The organism is Actinomycetospora sp. (genome assembly GCF_036497585.1).
Taxonomy (GTDB): domain Bacteria; phylum Actinomycetota; class Actinomycetes; order Mycobacteriales; family Pseudonocardiaceae; genus Actinomycetospora.
Window position 1 is genome coordinate 37,703 of record NZ_DASXJD010000007.1, and the last position, 16,053, is coordinate 53,755.

A 16,053-nucleotide genomic window follows, 5' to 3' on the forward strand; every position below is an offset into this window, starting at 1 on the left:
GACCGCATGCTCGACGTCGAGGTGGGCGCGGTCGCCCACGGCGGGCACTGCGTGGCCCGCTACGAGGGCCGCGTGGTCTTCGTGCGCCACGCCCTGCCCGGGGAGCGGGTCCACGCCGTGGTCACCGAGGACGGCGGCGGGTCCTTCTGCCGCGCCGACGCGGTGACGGTGCTGCGGGCGGCGCCGGGGCGGGTCGAACCGCCCTGCCCGTGGGCCGGGCCCGGCGGGTGCGGGGGCTGCGACTTCCAGCACGCCGACCACGACACCCAGCGTGCCCTCAAGGCCGCCGTCGTGGCCGAGCAGCTCGCCCACCTGGCCGGTATCGAGCGGGAGGTCGTCTGCGAGGCCCTGCCCGGCGGGCCGCTGGGCTGGCGCACCCGGCTGCGGATGGCGGTCACCGACGACGGCCGCCCCGGGCTGCGGGCCCACCGCAGCCACGAGGTGCTCCCGGTCGGCATGTGCCCCATCGCGGCCCCCGGCGCGCTCGAGCCGGTGCTCGAGCGGGAGTGGACGCCGACCGCGGAGATCGAGATCGTGCGCGACGCGGCCGGCCAGACCCACGCCGCGGAGCTCTTCGAGGGCGAGCGGCACCCCGAGCTGGGTTCCGGGGTGGCCCACGAGCACGCCGCGGGGCGTGACTGGGAGCTCCCCGCCCCCGCGTTCTGGCAGGTCCACCCGGGTGCGGCGGACGCTGTGGTGACGGCCGCGCTGGAGGGGGTCGGCGACCTGGGTCCCGGCGAGACGGTGTGGGACCTCTACGGCGGCGCCGGGCTGATCGCCGCGGCGCTGGCGGAGCGGGTGGGGCCCGACGGCCTCGTGGTGGACGTCGAGTCCGACCCCGACGCCACCGCCGCGGCCGGGGCGAACCTCGCCGACCTGCCGGCGTGCCGCGTCGTGCGGGGGCGGGTCGAGAAGGTGCTGGACTTCCTGGTGCGTTCCGACGGGGCCCCCGACGTCATCGTCGCCGACCCGCCCCGCAAGGGACTGGGGCGTCAGCTCGCCGCGCGTCTCGGGGCCGTCGGGGCGCGGCGCATCGTGCACGTGGCCTGCGACCCGGCCGCCCTGGCGAGGGACGTCGCGGCGCTCGCCGAGACCGGCTACCGGCTCGAGCAGCTGCGGGTGTTCGACGCCTTCCCGATGACCCACCTCGTGGAGTGCGTGGCGACGCTGGCGAGGGAGCTCGACCCGCGGGATCCCGGGTGAGCTGTCCGACCCCTCCGGAGGGCCTCGTCGCCCTGGGCCTCGTCCCGGCCGGGCCGGTCAGCTTCCTCGACGGCGTGGGGCTGGTGGACCACCACTGCCACTCGATCGCGGCCGCCGAGCTGGACCGCCCGGCCTTCGAGGCCCTGCTCACCGAGGGGGAGGGGCCGGCGCCCGGGACCTCGGCGTTCGACTCCGCGCTCGGGTTCTCGGTGCGCCGCTGGTGCTCTCCGGTGCTGGGTCTGCCGCCGCACGCCGACGCGGACGAGTACCTGGCGCGCCGCGCCGAGATCGGCACGGCGCCGGTGTCGCGGGCCCTGCTGCGCGCCGCGGGCACCGAGTCGCTGCTGGTCGACCACGGGTTCGCGGCGGACGGCCTGCTCGGGCTGGACGAGCTGTGCGCGACCGCGGGGGCGCCGGTCGGCGAGGTGGTGCGCCTCGAGGCGGTCGCCGAGGACGTCGCCGACGCCGGGATCGACGCCGCGGGCTACGGCGACGCGGTGGCCGCCGAGGTCGTGCGACGCACCGCCCCGCAGCGGCGCCCGCTCGCCGTCGCCTGCAAGACGGTGCTCGCCTACCGCGCCGGCCTCGACGTCGACCCGCGGCGGCCCGGGCCCGCGGAGGTGGTCGCCGCCGCCGGGGAGTGGCTGCCGCGGCGGGCCGCCCGGCGCGCTCCGCTGCGCGACCCGGTGCTGTTGCGCCACGGCATCTGGGCCGGCCTCGACACCGGGTTGCCGCTGCAGCTGCACACCGGGTTCGGCGACGCCGACGAGGACCTGCACCGGTCCGACCCGGCGCTGCTCACCGGCTTCGCGCGCCTCGTCGAGCCCCTCGGCGTGCCGCTGATGCTGTTGCACACCTACCCGTACCACCGGCAGGCGGCCTGGCTCGCCCAGGTGTTCTCCGGCGTACACGTCGACGTGAGCCTCGCCGTGCCCTACGTCGGTGCCCGCGCCCGCTCGGTGATCGCCGAGATGCTCGAGCTCGCTCCCTTTGCCAAGGTGCTCTACGCCTCGGACGCCTACGGCCTGCCCGAGCTGCACCTGCTGGGCGCGCTGCGCTTCCGCGCGGCCCTCGGCGGGCTGCTCGAGCAGGCCTGCGCGACCGACGAGATGTCTCCTGCCGACGCCGAACGGGTGGCCACCATGATCGCTCGCGACAACGCCCGCCGGGTCTATCCGCGGATGCCGGCGTGACCGCTCGGACGGTGCCCCCGGCCCTGGCCGCCGCGCTCGAGGCCGAGCTCGACGCCGCGGTGGAGCTGCGGCAGGTGCTGCACCGCGAACCGCGGGTCTCCGGCGACGAGGCCGACTCCCGCGACGCGGTCGCCGCGGCCCTCGGGGTGCCGCTGGAGCCCGTCGCGGACACCGGGGCGATGCTGCGCCTCGGCGGCCCGGGACCCGCCGTCGCCGTGCGCGCCGAGCTCGACGCCCTGCCCGTGGTGGAGCAGACCGGCCTGCCGTTCGCCGCCACCGGCCCCGCCGCCCACGTGTGCGGCCACGACGTCCACGTCGCCGCCCTCGTGGCGCTCGCCCGGGCGGTCGCCGCGACCGGCCCGGAGCTGCTGCCCGCCCCGCTGCTCGCGGTCTTCCAGCCCCGGGAGGAGAAGGCGCCCAGCGGCGCGGCCGACGTCGTCGCCTCCGCGGCGTTCCGCGCGCACACCCCCGCCGCGGTGCTGGGCGTCCACGTGCAGCCGGAGCTGCCCCGCGGGGTGGTCTCGGCCCGGCCGGGGCCGGTGAACGCCTCGGCCGACGAGATCGAGATCGCGGTGCACGGCCGGGCCGGGCACGGCGGCTACCCGCACCGCACCCGGGACCCCGTGCTCGCGCTCGCGCAGGTCGTGGTCTCGATCCAGCACGTGGTGTCCCGGCGGGTCAACCCGCTGGAGGCCGGCGTGGTCACCATCGGCCAGATGACGGCGGGCAGCGCGCCCAACGTCGTCCCCGCCGAGGCGACCGCCCGCGGCACCGTCCGGGCCCTCGACGCCGACCGCGACGGGATCCTCGCCGCGGTCCGCGACGTCGTCGAGCACACCGCGGCCGCGCACGGCTGCACCGGCGAGATGCGGGTGGTCCCCAACGAGCCCGCCGTCGTCAACGACGACCGGCTGACGCCGGCGATCGCGGCCGCCCTGGGCGGACGGCGCCGGGGCGAGCGCGCCGTCGCCGGGCTGACGCTGGACACCCTGTTCCGCTCGTGCGGCGCGGACGACTTCTCCCACTACGCGGCGGGCGAGGACGCCCCGCCCGTCGCTCCCGACGGGTCCAGCTCCGCCGGCCTGCGTCTCCCGGCCATGATGCTGTTCGTGGGCACGGCCGACCCCGACGCCGTGCTCGGCAGCGCCCCCGGACTGCACCACCCGGCGTTCTCGCCCGACGACGCCATGGTCGGCGAGGTGGCCCGCGCCCTGCTCGCCGCCGTCGTCGCGGCGGGGCACGAGCTCACCGCGCCGTCCACCCTCCCCGACGCACCAGCCCAGGAGCCCCGGTGACCGAGATCCGTCACTTCAGCCAGGCCTTCCTCCGCGACCCGCTGCACGTCGCGGCCCTCTTCCCCAGCTTCCCGCCGCTGTGCCGGCAGGCCATCGCGCCGCTGCCCGTGACCGGCGACCCCGTCGTCGTCGACCTCGGCGCCGGCACCGGGTCGGTGACCGACGAGATCCAGAAGCGGCTGCAGGGCCGTGGGCGCCACATCGCGATCGAGTTCGACGAGGCGATGGCCGCGGTGCTGCGCGAGCGCCACCCCGAGGTGGAGGTCATCTGCGACGACGCCCACGCCGCCGTCGAGAAGCTGCTCGCCGAGGGCGTGCGGGCGGACCTGTCGGTGTCCGGGCTGCCCTGGCTCGCGACCGCGCCGAAGGACCGGTCGATCTTCCCGCTGCTGGCCCGGATGGCCGCTCCCGGCGGCGCCGTGACACAGCTCGCCCACGCCTGGATCCGGTTCTTCCCGACGGCGAAGCAGGTGCAGCGCAACCTCGAGGCCACCTTCGAGGAGGTGGTGGTCAGCCGCACCGTGTGGGCCAACGTGCCGCCCGCGGTGGTCTACGTGGCGCGTCGTCCGCGAACCGTGTGACGGCCCGGGGAGGGTCTGACGCTCACCCGCTCGTCGCGCGGGGCCTGCGCCGGGCCGCGTTCTCCGTAGACTGACCGAGGCCCGCGCCGCCGGGCCCGATCCGGGACCCGTGAGAGATGAGGCGAGGAGCAGTGAGCCTGCTGCAGCGCGTCAGCACCCCGGCCGACCTGAAGACGCTGGCCGCCGACCAGGTCGACTCCCTCGCCGCCGAGATCCGCGGCTTCCTCGTCGACACGGTGTGCCGCACCGGCGGCCACCTGGGCCCGAACCTCGGGGTCGTCGAGCTGACCCTCGCGCTGCACCGGGTCTTCGACTCCCCGCGTGACGCCCTGGTGTTCGACACCGGGCACCAGAGCTACGTCCACAAGATCGTCACGGGGCGCTCGGGCGAGTTCGACGGCCTGCGCCAGGGCGGGGGCCTGTCGGGCTACCCGAGCCGGGCCGAGAGCGAGCACGACCACGTCGAGAACTCCCACGCCTCCACCGCGCTCTCCTGGGCCGACGGCCTCGCGAAGGCCGACGCGCTGCTGGGCCGCGAGCGCTCGGTCGTGGCCGTGGTCGGCGACGGCGCCCTCACCGGCGGAATGTGCTGGGAGGCGCTCAACAACATCGCCGGGTCCGACCGGCCCGTCGTCATCGTCGTCAACGACAACGGCCGCTCCTACGCCCCGACCATCGGCGGGCTCTCCGAGCGGCTCTCGACGCTGCGCCTGGCCCCCCGCTACGAGGAGGCGCTCGAGCACGGCAAGCGGGCGCTGCAGAAGATCCCGGTGGTCGGCAAGGGGCTCTACTCGGCGGTGCACGCGGCCAAGGCCGGGGTCAAGGACGCGATCACGCCCCAGGCGCTGTTCTCCGACCTCGGCATCAAGTACGTCGGCCCGGTGGACGGGCACGACGTCGAGGCCCTGGAAACCGCGCTGTCGGCCGCGCGGGACTTCGGCGCGCCGGTGATCGTGCACGCGGTCACCTACAAGGGCCGCGGCTTCCCCTCGGCCGAGCAGGACCAGGCCGAGCAGATGCACTCGGTCGGCGTGCTCGACCCCGACACCGGGCTGCCGGTCGGCCCGAAGCCCCGCGAGTGGACCTCGGTGTTCACCGACGCGATGCTCGAGATCGGCCGGGAACGCTCCGACGTCGTCGCCATCACCGCTGCCATGCCGGGCCCGACCGGGCTCTCGGCGTTCGGGGAGGCCTACCCGGAGCGGCTCTTCGACGTCGGCATCGCCGAGGCACACGCCATGACCTCCGCGGCCGGCCTGGCCCACGGCGGGCTGCACCCCGTGGTCGCGATCTACTCCACGTTCCTCAACCGTGCCTTCGACCAGCTGCTCATGGACGTGGCCCTGCACCGCGAGCCGGTGACGGTGGTCCTCGACCGGGCCGGGGTGACCGGGTCCGACGGCGCGTCGCACAACGGCATGTGGGACCTCTCGGTCATGGGCATCGTGCCGGGTCTGCGGGTCGCGGCACCGCGCGACGCGGTGACCCTGCGCGAGGAGCTGCGCGAGGCGGTCGACATCGCCGACGGCCCCACCGCGCTGCGCTGGTCGAAGGGCGCGGTGCCGGGCGAGGTGCCCGCGCTGCGTCGTCTCGGCCGGGGTGGCGAGGCCACCTCCGGCGGGCCGGGGGTGGTGGACGTGCTCGCCGAGCCCGGCCGGCTCTCCCGCGCCGCGCCGCGGCCCACCGCGCTCGAGCGCCTCGACGAGGACGAGACCCCGGGTGTGCCCGACGTCCTGCTCGTCGCGGTCGGCGCCTTCGGGCAGCTGGGAATCGAGGCCGCGGACCGGCTGACCGCGCAGGGGATCGGGGTGACCGTGGTCGACCCGCGGTGGTGCCAGCCGGTCCCGGAGGTGCTCTGTGAGCTGGCCGCCGGGCACCGGTTGGTGGTGACCGTCGAGGACGGCGGGCGCCACGGCGGGTTCGGTGCGGCGGTGGCCGACCGGCTCGCGGAGGCCGGGATCGACGTCCCGGTGCGCCGGGTCGCCCTCGAGCAGCGGTTCCTGACGCACGACAGCCGGGGCGCGATCCTCACCTCGGCGGGGCTCACCGATCAGGACGTCGCGCGGCGGATCACGGAGTGGGTCTCGGGTCTGGCCCGGAAGCAGGGTGGGTCGGAGCATCCGGTGCCCGTCGTGTCGTCCCTCCCGCGGGTGGCGGGGGACGGCGGCCGCTGATCCCGGGCCCGCCGCTCGGCCTCCACGGCAGCAACGGCACATTCCTGCCGTTGGATGCCAGAACGGCGCCGTTCACTCGTCGAGCCCCGGGTCGGCCCACCGGATCGACGAGATCCGCCCAGCGAATCCTCAGCTCCTGCTCAGGCCCGCGATGGCATGGTGGGGACGTGCGGATTCTGATCGTGGAGGACGAGCAGGCCCTGGCGGACGCCCTCGCCCGGGGACTGCGCCGTGAGGGCATGGCGGTCGACGTCGCCTACGACGGCGACTCCGGCTCGGAGAAGGCCTCGGTGACCCGATACGACGTCGTGGTCCTCGACCGCGACCTCCCGGGCCGCTCCGGCGACGAGCTGTGCGCCGAGATGGCCGGCGGGGTGACACGGGTCATCATGCTGACCGCCAGCGGGACGCTGCGCGACAAGGTGGCCGGTCTCGCCCTCGGCGCCGACGACTACCTCGCCAAGCCCTTCGACTTCCCCGAGCTCGTGGCGCGCATCCGCGCCCTGGGTCGCCGCGCTACACCCGCGACGCCCCCGGTGCTCGAGGCGGCCGGTGTGGTGCTCGACCCGTCGAAGCGCACCGTGCTGCGCGACGGCGGTCCGGTCGACCTGACCCGCAAGGAGTTCGGCGTCCTCGAGGTGCTGCTCGCCGCCGGCGGCGCGGTGGTGTCGTCCGAGGAGCTGCTCGAGCGGGTCTGGGACGAGAACGCCGACCCCTTCACGACGACGGTGCGGGTCACCGTCATGACCCTGCGCAAGAAGCTGGGCGAGCCGGGCATCATCGACACCGTGGTGGGGTCGGGCTACCGGGTCCGCACCGACACCCACGCCGCGGTCTAGGCGCGGGGGACCCCGAGCATCTCCCGGGCTTCGGCGCTCGTCGCCGGACGCCGTCCGCGCGCCGCGAGCAGGGACACCGCCTCGTCGAGCAGCACGTGGGGGTTCTGCTCGGGCCCGGTGGCACCGTTGAGCGCCACCTCGAGGATGACCGGGTCCGCGTCGACCGCCATGCCACGAGGATGCCCCATCGGACGACGGTCACCCGTTCGGCGGATGCGTATGCAACAACCGTGACTGATGCGGTTCCCGACGCGTTGACGTCACGTATTCGAACGGTCGCGCAGGGTAGCGGCCGCTCGGCGCTCCCCCACGAGAGGAACTCTCCATGGCCATGATGCGCAAGACCGTGCTGGCGGCCGCACTGATCAGCTCCGGCCTCGTCTCCACCACCGGTATGGCGTTCGCCAGCGACCACACCGACGCCGGGACCACCCAGAAGGGCCTGGTCAACTCGAGCGACTTCGCCCCGAACACCACGGGCGAGGCCTGCAACAACGACGTCCCCGTGAACGTCCTCGGCGTGCAGGTGCCCGTCCAGGACAACGCGGTCGGGGTCCCGGTGGCCTCGAAGGCGGGCCACGGCAACGGCGCGGCCATCGCGAAGTCGTGCTCCAACCCGATCCACGCGATCAACTGACACGCGCACCGCGCTCGTCACGGGCCCGGCCCGCGCCGCGAAGGCGTGGGACCGGGCCCGTGGCGTCTGCGGGTCCCGGTCGTTGAACGGGGCGGGACGCGGCCGGCGGCGGCAGGTCCCACGTCGAGGGGAGGGGATGATGGCGGGGCGCGACGAGGTCACGGCGCTCTTCGCGCAGGCGCTCGACGGTGACGAGCGTGCCGAGCTCGAGCTCGGGCGTCGGTGGCTCGATGACGGGGACACCACCGCCGGGCGCGCCGCGCACGCCCTCGCCGCGGCGGCCCTCGCCGAGCTGGAGCGCGACCCCGTCTACCGCGCCTGGAACGACGCCACGCCGCTGGCGTCCCGCGTCGCCGCCTGGGCCCGCCCCGAGCGCGCTCCGGCCGCGGACGCCCGTCTCACGCGGGGGCACCGCGAGCGGACGTAGGCTCGGCGACCGTGTTCCGCCGTGTCGACCGCGCGCCCGAGGAGGGCAGATCCGCCGCGGCCGCGCGGGCGCGGCGGCGGCGCGGCCCCGGCCTGCGGGTCCGCCTGACCCTGCTCGCGACCGGCCTCGTGGCCGCCGTCAGCGCGGTGCTGCTCTGGCTGGGGTGGATGCTCGTCGGCGAGGTAGCCGCGTCGCTGCCGACCCTGGCGCCACAGACCCCGGTGCTCGTCGACGGCGTCTCGGTCCCGGCCGGGGAGATCGCCGCCGCGCTCGGGCGCAGCGCGCGCACCGAGGTGCTGCAGGTCGGGTCCATCGCGTTCGCGCTGGTGGTGGTGGCCGCGGCGATGGTGTCGTGGGTCCTCTCGGGGCACGTGCTGCGTCCGGTGCACGAGGTCACCGCCACCGCCCGGCGGCTCTCGGCGGAGTCGCTGGACGAGCGCATCGACCTCGAGGGGCCGCGCGACGAGGTCGCCGAGCTCGCCGACACCTTCGACGCCATGCTCGACCGGCTCCAGGCGGCCTTCGACGCGCAACGGCGCTTCGTCGCCAACGCCAGTCACGAGCTGCGCACCCCGCTCGCCGTGCTGCGCACCGAGATCGACGTGACGCTCGCCGACCCGGACGCCGACGTGGCCGAGCTGCGCCGCATGGCGGGCGTCCTGCGCGACGCCACCCGCCGCGCCGAGGGCCTCGTCGAGGGGCTGCTGCTGCTCGCCCGCACGGAGGCGGCCGAGCACCGGCCCTCGGCCGCGGACGAGCCCGTGGACCTCGACCTCGCCGCCCAGCGGGCCCTCGACGCCGTCCGCGCCGAGGTGGAGGGCCGGCGGCTGCGGGTCGACGCCACCTCCCGGGCCTCGGAGGCCCCGGTCGTCGTCGGGGACGCCGCCCTGCTGGAGCGGGTGGTCGGCAACCTCGTCGAGAACGCGGTGCGCCACAACGTCGAGGGCGGCTGGCTCGCGGTGAGCGCGCGGCGCCTCCCCGACCGGGCGACCGAAGACAAGGCGACCGAGGACGACGGGCCCCCGCGGGTGGAGCTCGTCGTCGCCTCGTCGGGCCCCGAGCTCGACCCGGCGCGGGTGCCCGACCTGTTCGAGCCGTTCCGGCGCGGGGCCGACCGCGTCGGGACCGGATCCGGGCTGGGGCTCTCGATCGTGCGCGCGGTGGTGCGCTCGCACGGAGGCTCGGTGGACGCCGAGCCGGTGCCGGGCGGCGGGCTCTCGGTGCGGGTGGTGCTGCCGGCGGCGCCGGAGGATCAGGCGTCGGGGTCGCTGAACACGGGGGCGACCGTTCCGACCTGATCCCGGGCCACGACCTGATCCCGGGCCACGACCTGATCCCGGGGCGCCACCTGATCCCGGACCTGGCCGGGCGCCGGTGCCGGGTCGCGGTCCCGCTCGCGCCGGCGGCGGCGTCGGGACCGGGAACCGGGCCCGCTCCGTGCACCGCGCGGCTCGCCCGCACCGGACTCCGCCGCGGCGTCGGGGTCCCCGGAGCGCCCGGACCGGTCCCCGGCCGCCGGTGCGGCGGCGTGCAGGGCCTCGAGGAGGCCCGGCACGGCGAGCTCCCGCTGCCAGTCGCGCGCCCCCCCGGCGGCGAGCGCCGCGTCGACCGAGCCCGCGTCGAGGTGCTCGGGCGGGGTCCAGCACAGCCGTCGCACGAGGTCGGGCTGCAGGAGGTTCTCGACCGGGGTGCCCCACTGCTCGGCGAGAGCGGCGAGGTGGGCGCGGGCGGCGGTGAGGCGCGCGGCGGCGTCGGGGTCCTTGTCGGCCCAGCGGTTGGCGGGGGGAGGGCCGTCCCCGGCGGGGGAGGACTCGGGGAGCTCGGCGTCGGGCAGCGTGGCGCCCGCACGGATCGCGCGCCACCAGCGGTCGGCGAGGCGGCGCTGGGCGCGCCCGCGGAACACCGGCAGGGCCGCCAACGTGTCCTGGGAGTCGGGCTCGCGCACCGCGGCCTCGACGATGGCCGCGTCGGGCAGCAGCCGCCCGGGAGCGACGTCACGGGACGCGGCGAGCTGGTCGCGCGACTCCCACAGCGAGCGCACGACGGCGAGCTGGCGGGGCCGGCGCACCTTGTGCAGCCCGGAGGTGCGCCGCCACGGCTCGGCGCGACGCGGTGGGGGGCCGGCGAGGCGGACGGCCTCGAACTCCTCGGCCGCCCAGCCGGACTTGCCCTGGCGCTCGAGCTCGGCGGCGAGCAGGTCTCGCATCGGCACGAGCAGTTCGACGTCGAGGGCGGCGTAGACCAGCCAGTCGGCCGGCAGCGGCCGCGTCGACCAGTCGGCCGCGCCGTAGCCCTTGCGCAGCCGGACGCCGAGCAGGCGCTCGGCGAGCGGCCCGAGACCGACGCGGGGGTAGCCCGCGAGGCGCCCGGCCAGCTCGGTGTCGAAGAGCGTGTCCGGGTGCATCCCGACCTCGGCGAGGCAGGGCAGATCCTGGGAGGCGGCGTGCAGCACCCACTCCACGCCGCGCAGCGCGTCGCCGAGGACCGTGAGGTCGCCGTCGAGGGCGATGGGATCGACGAGGGCGGAGCCGGCGCCCTCACGGCGCAGCTGCACGAGGTAGGCCCGTGCGGAGTACCGGAACCCCGACGCCCGCTCGGCGTCCAGGGCGACCGGCCCGGTGCCGGCGGCCATCGCCTCGGCGAGCGAGGTCAGTTCCGCCCGGTCGGTAACCAGGTCGGGCACGCCCCCGGCAGGGGCCAGGAGGTCGACGACGTCCGCGCCGGACTCCGTCTCGTCGGCCTCCCGGCCCCCTGCTGCCGTCCCGGCGGGGCCGGGGTCGTCAGGCGTGCTCAGCGGATGACGCCGGCCCGCATGGCCAGCGCGACCATCTGGGCGCGGTCGCCCGTGCCGAGCTTGCGACCGATGCGCGAGAGGTGGCTCTTGACCGTCAGGGCCGAGAGGCTCAGCGCGTCACCGATCTCCTTGTTCGAGCGGCCGTCGGCCACCAGCTGGAGCACCTCCACCTCGCGGGCCGACAGCTCCCGTGGGGTGTTGTCGGTGGCCGGTACCCGGGTGCCGGCCGCGAGGAGTGGCGCCACCGAGGGGTCGGCATAGAGGCCGCCCTCGAGCACGCGCCGCACGCCGTCGGTGACGATGCCCGGAGAGGCGGACTTCAGCAGGTACGCCTGGGCGCCTGCCTGGAACGCCGCCCGTACCGCGGACGGGTCGTCCGAGGCCGCCAGCACCACCACGCGGTTCCAGCCCTGGGCCCGCAGCTCGGCGATCAGGTCGAGCCCGCTGCCGTCCGGCAGGCCGAGGTCGAGGATCGCCAGGTCGCAGGGCCCGGAGGCCAGGGCCCGCGTCCGTGCCTCGGCGATCGAGGCCGCCTCGTGGACGGTGCCCGCGCCCATCGAGGACAGCCGCTGCGCGATCGCCTCGCGCAGCAGCGGGTGGTCGTCGACCACCAGCACGGAGAACATCTCTTCTCGCGGATGCGGAACCATCGCCGGTGGCAACAGCCCGCTCGCGACGCCTCGTAGAGCCATCCCTGGGCCCACGGTAGCCACGTCAACTACCTCCCTGGAGTCGGTCTTGCCCCCCGACGAGACGCACCCGGAACCCCCGGTCGCCGACCGCGCCGCCGAACGGCCGAGGAAGTGCGTCGCGGGAGAACATATCCCCCCTGGCGAGTTAACGAGAGCATTAGGGCCAACTTCGCTCGGTGGAGTTTCGCCCGGAACGGCGATCTGGTCACTCGTTGGCGTGGTCGCGCGACGCTCCGTCGTCTCCTGGTGACACTCAGTGTAGTCAGTGTGACGGTGAGTGCTCAAAGACTCCGTTCGCCGCAGGACCGTTGCAACCTTTGACGCAATCTCAGTTCAACATCAGCCGTAACGGCTCAGCGACGTTCGGCGGCGGGGGTGTGACCCGCTCGCGGCGGGTCGTTCACCCGCGTTGGCGAAGCGCGGACGCATCGGGCGGATGCACACATGTCGGTGCCGTGGCCAGCGGAAATGGCGACATCGGCACCAGTGGTACCGGGAAATGGGGGCTCCGGAACTGACGTGAACTGCTTCGCGCAGAGACGACCAGAAGCGCGATGTCTCTGTGTGGACGCTGTGAAGGGCTCAGCCCGGACGGCGCGCCGCGAGGCTCGCGACGCCGACCGGCGGGAGCCCGGCCGCGGTCGCCAGCACCGTCGTGAACGCCGTGCCGTGCTCGGTGAGGTCGGTGTCCTCGCCGCCGCCGGAGTCGGCGAGCACCGGGGTCCACGACGCGCGCAGCTCGAGGTCGGTGACGTGGGAGGGCCCCGAGATGTCGCCGAAGCGCACCGAGGAGGTCTGGGTGACGGTGCCGCCGACCGCCGTCGCGGCCGCGCCGCTCTCCTCCAGCGCGCCGGTGAGCCAGGACCAGGCGACCTCGGGGAGCAGCGGGTCGTTCGCGTGCTCGGGGTCGAGCTCGGCGCGCACGAACGTCACCAGCCGCAAGGTGCCGTCCCACGCCTCCTGGCCGTCGGGGTCGTGCAGCAGCACCAGGCGGCCGGTGACGAGCACCTCGGGCTCGTCGTCGGCCGGGTCCGTCGTCGGGGACACCACCTCGGCGCTCCACGCGGCCGACCACGGCGCGAGGCGCTGGGGCGGGCGCATGTCGCGCAGCTCGATCTCGGGGCGGGGACGCAGAGCGGCCAGCGACTCCACGGCCCGCCGGAACGTCTCGGGGGCGGTCGCGGCAGCCGTCACCTCGCGGAGGGTAGGTGGCCCGTGCCACCGGCGGCAGTACCGACGCGCCGCCGGTGGTCCGAGCGTGGCTGGCACACTGGGACGCACCATGAGTGCGCCGACCTCGAGCACGGTCGCCGGGTCGGGCGGCCCGGCGGATCCGGCCGCTCCGTCCCCCCGACGTGCCCTCCCGGGCTCCGCCTTCCTCGCCGCCGCCCGGGGTGAGCGCCCCACGCGCCTGCCCGTCTGGTTCATGCGCCAGGCCGGCCGGTCGCTCCCGGAGTACCGGCAGGCGCGCCAGGGCACCGCGATGCTAGAGTCCTGTCTGACGCCCGACCTGGCCGCCGAGATCACGCTGCAGCCGGTGCGCCGCTACGGGGTGGACGCCGCGGTCCTCTACTCCGACATCGTCGTGCCGCTCAAGGTCGCGGGCGTCGGGGTGGACATCGTGGCCGGCACGGGCCCCGTCATCGACGAGCCGGTCCGCACCGACGCCGACGTCGCGGCCCTGCCCCGCCTGGAGCCCGACGCCGTCGCGCCCGTGGCGGACGCCGTGCGCCTGCTGCTGGGCGAGCTCGGCGACACCCCGCTTATCGGCTTCGCGGGTGCGCCGTTCACGCTCGCGTCCTACCTCGTCGAGGGCGGCCCGAGCCGCAACCACGAGCGCACCAAGGCGCTCATGCACGCCGAGCCCGCCACCTGGCACGCCCTGCTCGACCACCTCGCCGACCTCACGCTGACGTTCCTCCGCGCCCAGGTCGAGGCCGGGGTGGACGCGGTGCAGCTGTTCGACTCCTGGGCCGGCGCGCTCTCGGAGCGGGACTACCGGGCACTCGTCATGCCGCACTCGGCGAAGGTCCTCGCGGGCCTGGCCGACGCCGGCGTCCCCCGCGTGCACTTCGGGGTGGGCACCGGGGAGCTGCTCACGGCGATGGGCGAGGCGGGCGCCGACGTCGTCGGGGTCGACTGGCGCGTCCCGCTCGACGAGGCGACGCGACGCATCGGGCCCGGCCGTGCGGTCCAGGGCAACCTCGACCCGGCGGTGCTGTTCGCGGGCCCCGAGGTGGTCGAGCGCGAGGTGCGGCGCATCGTCGACGAGGGTCGGGCGGCTCCCGGCCACGTGGTGAACCTCGGGCACGGCGTGCTGCCCGAGACCGATCCCGACGCGCTCGCCCGCGTCGTCGACCTGGTGCACGCCCTCCCGGTCACGTGATCGACGGTCGCGCCCCGCGCGTCGTCGTGGTGGGCGGCGGGGTGAGCGGGCTGGCCGCGGCACACCGCCTGCGCACCCGCCTCGGGGACGACGCCGCGATCACCGTGCTCGAGGCCTCCCGGGTGCTCGGCGGGAAGCTCGCCGCGGTCGACCTCGCGGGCGTGCGGGTCGACGTCGGCGCGGAGGCCTTCCTCGCCCGGCGTCCGGAGGCCGTCGCGCGGCTGACCGAGCTCGGCCTCGCCGACGACGTCGTGCACCCCTCGGCCGCGTCCTCGGCGATCCGGGCGGGCGGGGCCACCCACGCGATGCCGCGCCGCACCGTCATGGGCGTGCCCGCGGACCCGCCCGCCGTGGCCGACCTGCTGTCGCCGGCCGGGCGGGCTGCGCTCGCGGCCGAGGACACCCACGGGCCGCTGCACTGGGACGGCGACGACACGGTGGGCGGGCTGGTGCGGGCCCGGCTCGGTGACGAGGTGACCGACCGGCTCGTCGACCCGCTCCTCGGCGGGGTCTACTCCGGGCGCGCCGACGCCCTGGGCGTCCGGGCCACCGTGCCCGCGCTGGCCGCCGCGCTCGACCACGGCGCCCCCTCCCTGCTCGGCGCCGCCGCGCAGGCCCTGCCCGCCGCCCCCGTCGAGGGCACGGCCCCGGCACCCGTCTTCGGGACCCTGCGCACCGGGCTCGCCGACCTACCCGCCGCACTCGCCGTCGCCGCCCGGGCCGAGGTGCGCGTGGCCCGCACCGTGACCGGCCTCGCCCGCGCCCCCGAGGGCTGGCGGGTGACGGCGTCCGGGCCGGCGGGGGAGGAGCTCCACGAGGCCGACGCGGTGGTGCTCGCGGTGCCGGCTCCGGGGCTGCGGCGCCTGCTCGCGGACGTCGCCCCCGCGGCCGCCCGCGCCGCCGCCGGGATCGAGCTGGCCTCGAGCGCCGTGGTCGCCCTCGCGGTGCCGCCGGGCACCGACCTCGGCGCGCGCTCCGGGGTGCTCCTCGGCTCGGGGGAGCGTCGCCCGGACGGCAGGCCGTGGACGATCAAGGCGGTGACGGTGTCCTCGGTCAAGTGGCCGCACCTGGTCACCGACGACGCGCTCGTGCTCCGGGCCTCGGTCGGGCGCTTCGGGGACACCCGCGCGCTGGACCTGGACGACGAGGAGCTGGTGACGGCGGTCCGTGACGACCTCGCTCCGCTGCTGGGGCTCCGGGTGGAACCGCTGGAGACGGTGGTGGCGCGCTGGGGCGGGGGGCTGCCGCAGTACGGCGTCGGGCACGGCGGGACGGTGGCCGCGATCGAGGACGCGGTGGCCGCGGTCCCGGGGCTCGCGGTGGCCGGGGCGGCGCTGCACGGGGTCGGGGTGCCGGCCTGCCTCGCGACGGCGGACGCGGCCGCGGAGCAGGTGCTGGCCCACCTGCGGGCCCGTTCTGGTTCTGAGCGAGGGGCACCTTCGGTCGGATAGAGCGGCGAGGGGCGCCCTCGGCCGGAATCCCCGGCGGGACCCGTTCCGAGCGAGGGGCACCTTCGGTCGGACAGAGCGACCGGATCCTCCCCCCACGGACAGGTCGGTCCCGCGGCGGCGCCGTCGACACGGTTCCGCGACGGTGCGGGGAGCGGCCGCCGTCACCGCGGACCGACGGGCCTCCGTGGCACCATGGGCGGCGTGGCCAGGCTGAACTACGACGAGCTGAACTCGACGATCCGCTACGCCATGTGGTCGGTCTTCCGCACCGACCAGGCGCGCCTGCCCGACGACCGCCGCGCGGCCGCCGAGGAGTTCGCCGCGGCGGTGGACGAGCAGGAGTCCAAGGGCGTGATCGTGCGCGGGGTGTACGACCTCGCG

14 protein-coding genes and 2 pseudogenes are annotated in these 16,053 nt (G+C 76.1%); 12 read left to right on the forward strand and 4 right to left on the reverse strand.

Going from position 1 to position 16,053, the window contains the following annotated elements; genetic code table 11:
- The first annotated feature begins 6 nt into the window (after window positions 1-6).
- The 6 genes from VGH76_RS00690 to VGH76_RS00715 all read left to right on the forward strand — a co-directional run bounded on the left by VGH76_RS00690 (window position 7) and on the right by VGH76_RS00715 (window position 7,285).
- Entirely contained in the window at window positions 7-1,203 is a 1,197-nt protein-coding gene (locus VGH76_RS00690) for a class I SAM-dependent RNA methyltransferase (RefSeq protein WP_331554686.1), read from the forward strand.
- Window positions 1,200-2,396, forward strand: coding sequence for an amidohydrolase family protein (locus tag VGH76_RS00695; RefSeq protein WP_331554675.1), 1,197 nt, complete (start codon window positions 1,200-1,202; stop codon window positions 2,394-2,396). Before VGH76_RS00690 ends, VGH76_RS00695 begins: the two co-directional genes overlap by 4 nt.
- Entirely contained in the window at window positions 2,393-3,691 is a 1,299-nt protein-coding gene (locus VGH76_RS00700; protein ID WP_331554676.1) for an amidohydrolase, read from the forward strand. Before VGH76_RS00695 ends, VGH76_RS00700 begins: the two co-directional genes overlap by 4 nt.
- Window positions 3,688-4,272: a class I SAM-dependent methyltransferase gene (locus VGH76_RS00705; protein WP_331554677.1), complete on the forward strand. Its 585-nt coding sequence runs from the start codon at window positions 3,688-3,690 to the stop codon at window positions 4,270-4,272. Before VGH76_RS00700 ends, VGH76_RS00705 begins: the two co-directional genes overlap by 4 nt.
- 131 nt (window positions 4,273-4,403) lie before the next feature.
- Window positions 4,404-6,446, forward strand: coding sequence for a 1-deoxy-D-xylulose-5-phosphate synthase (gene dxs, locus VGH76_RS00710; RefSeq protein ID WP_331554678.1), 2,043 nt, complete (start codon window positions 4,404-4,406; stop codon window positions 6,444-6,446).
- Between the two features lie 167 nt (window positions 6,447-6,613).
- Complete coding sequence (locus tag VGH76_RS00715) at window positions 6,614-7,285, forward strand: response regulator transcription factor (RefSeq protein WP_331554679.1); 672 nt, start codon at window positions 6,614-6,616, stop codon at window positions 7,283-7,285.
- On the opposite strand, the gene VGH76_RS00720 is transcribed toward VGH76_RS00715, so the two are convergent.
- Complete coding sequence (locus VGH76_RS00720) at window positions 7,282-7,455, reverse strand: hypothetical protein (RefSeq protein WP_331554680.1); 174 nt, start codon at window positions 7,453-7,455, stop codon at window positions 7,282-7,284. The two genes, VGH76_RS00715 and VGH76_RS00720, sit on opposite strands and share 4 nt — an antisense overlap.
- Before the next feature lie 155 nt (window positions 7,456-7,610).
- On the opposite strand from VGH76_RS00720, the gene VGH76_RS00725 reads away from it, so the two are divergent.
- From VGH76_RS00725 to VGH76_RS00735, 3 genes are all read left to right on the forward strand, one after another.
- Entirely contained in the window at window positions 7,611-7,922 is a 312-nt protein-coding gene (locus VGH76_RS00725) for a hypothetical protein (protein WP_331554681.1), read from the forward strand.
- Between the two features lie 139 nt (window positions 7,923-8,061).
- Window positions 8,062-8,349, forward strand: a complete 288-nt coding sequence (locus tag VGH76_RS00730; RefSeq protein ID WP_331554682.1) for a hypothetical protein — start codon at window positions 8,062-8,064, stop codon at window positions 8,347-8,349.
- A 92-nt stretch (window positions 8,350-8,441) separates the two neighbouring features.
- Window positions 8,442-9,647: a HAMP domain-containing sensor histidine kinase gene (locus VGH76_RS00735; protein WP_331554687.1), complete on the forward strand. Its 1,206-nt coding sequence runs from the start codon at window positions 8,442-8,444 to the stop codon at window positions 9,645-9,647.
- Window positions 9,648-9,868: 221 nt separating this feature from the next.
- Here the strand turns inward: VGH76_RS00735 and VGH76_RS00740 are convergent.
- From VGH76_RS00740 to VGH76_RS00750, 3 genes and pseudogenes are all read right to left on the reverse strand, one after another.
- Window positions 9,869-11,050: pseudogene (locus VGH76_RS00740) on the reverse strand (HRDC domain-containing protein); the annotation flags it as partial.
- An 89-nt stretch (window positions 11,051-11,139) separates the two neighbouring features.
- Window positions 11,140-11,856: a response regulator gene (locus VGH76_RS00745; protein ID WP_414637637.1), complete on the reverse strand. Its 717-nt coding sequence runs from the start codon at window positions 11,854-11,856 to the stop codon at window positions 11,140-11,142.
- Between the two features lie 561 nt (window positions 11,857-12,417).
- A complete protein-coding gene (locus tag VGH76_RS00750; RefSeq protein WP_331554683.1) occupies window positions 12,418-13,029 on the reverse strand; it encodes a DUF3000 domain-containing protein in 612 nt (203 codons plus the stop codon).
- An 88-nt stretch (window positions 13,030-13,117) separates the two neighbouring features.
- On the opposite strand from VGH76_RS00750, the gene hemE reads away from it, so the two are divergent.
- The 3 genes and pseudogenes from hemE to VGH76_RS00765 all read left to right on the forward strand — a co-directional run.
- Window positions 13,118-14,221: a uroporphyrinogen decarboxylase gene (gene hemE / locus VGH76_RS00755; protein WP_331554684.1), complete on the forward strand. Its 1,104-nt coding sequence runs from the start codon at window positions 13,118-13,120 to the stop codon at window positions 14,219-14,221.
- Window positions 14,221-15,672: a protoporphyrinogen oxidase gene (hemG, locus tag VGH76_RS00760; protein WP_331554689.1), complete on the forward strand. Its 1,452-nt coding sequence runs from the start codon at window positions 14,221-14,223 to the stop codon at window positions 15,670-15,672. The genes hemE and hemG overlap by 1 nt, the downstream gene beginning before the upstream one ends.
- A 201-nt stretch (window positions 15,673-15,873) precedes the next feature.
- A pseudogene (locus VGH76_RS00765) lies at window positions 15,874-16,053 on the forward strand (hypothetical protein); the annotation flags it as partial.

Excerpts from the sequence above, each read along its gene's own strand:
- VGH76_RS00725 (WP_331554681.1), top strand. The coding sequence starts at position 7,611 with ATGGCCATGATGCGCAAGACCGTGCTGGCGGCCGCACTGATCAGCTCC.
- hemE (WP_331554684.1), top strand. The coding sequence starts at position 13,118 with ATGAGTGCGCCGACCTCGAGCACGGTCGCCGGGTCGGGCGGCCCGGCG.
- VGH76_RS00720 (WP_331554680.1), bottom strand. The coding sequence starts at position 7,455 with ATGGCGGTCGACGCGGACCCGGTCATCCTCGAGGTGGCGCTCAACGGT.
- VGH76_RS00690 (WP_331554686.1), top strand. The coding sequence starts at position 7 with ATGCTCGACGTCGAGGTGGGCGCGGTCGCCCACGGCGGGCACTGCGTG.
- VGH76_RS00730 (WP_331554682.1), top strand. The coding sequence starts at position 8,062 with ATGGCGGGGCGCGACGAGGTCACGGCGCTCTTCGCGCAGGCGCTCGAC.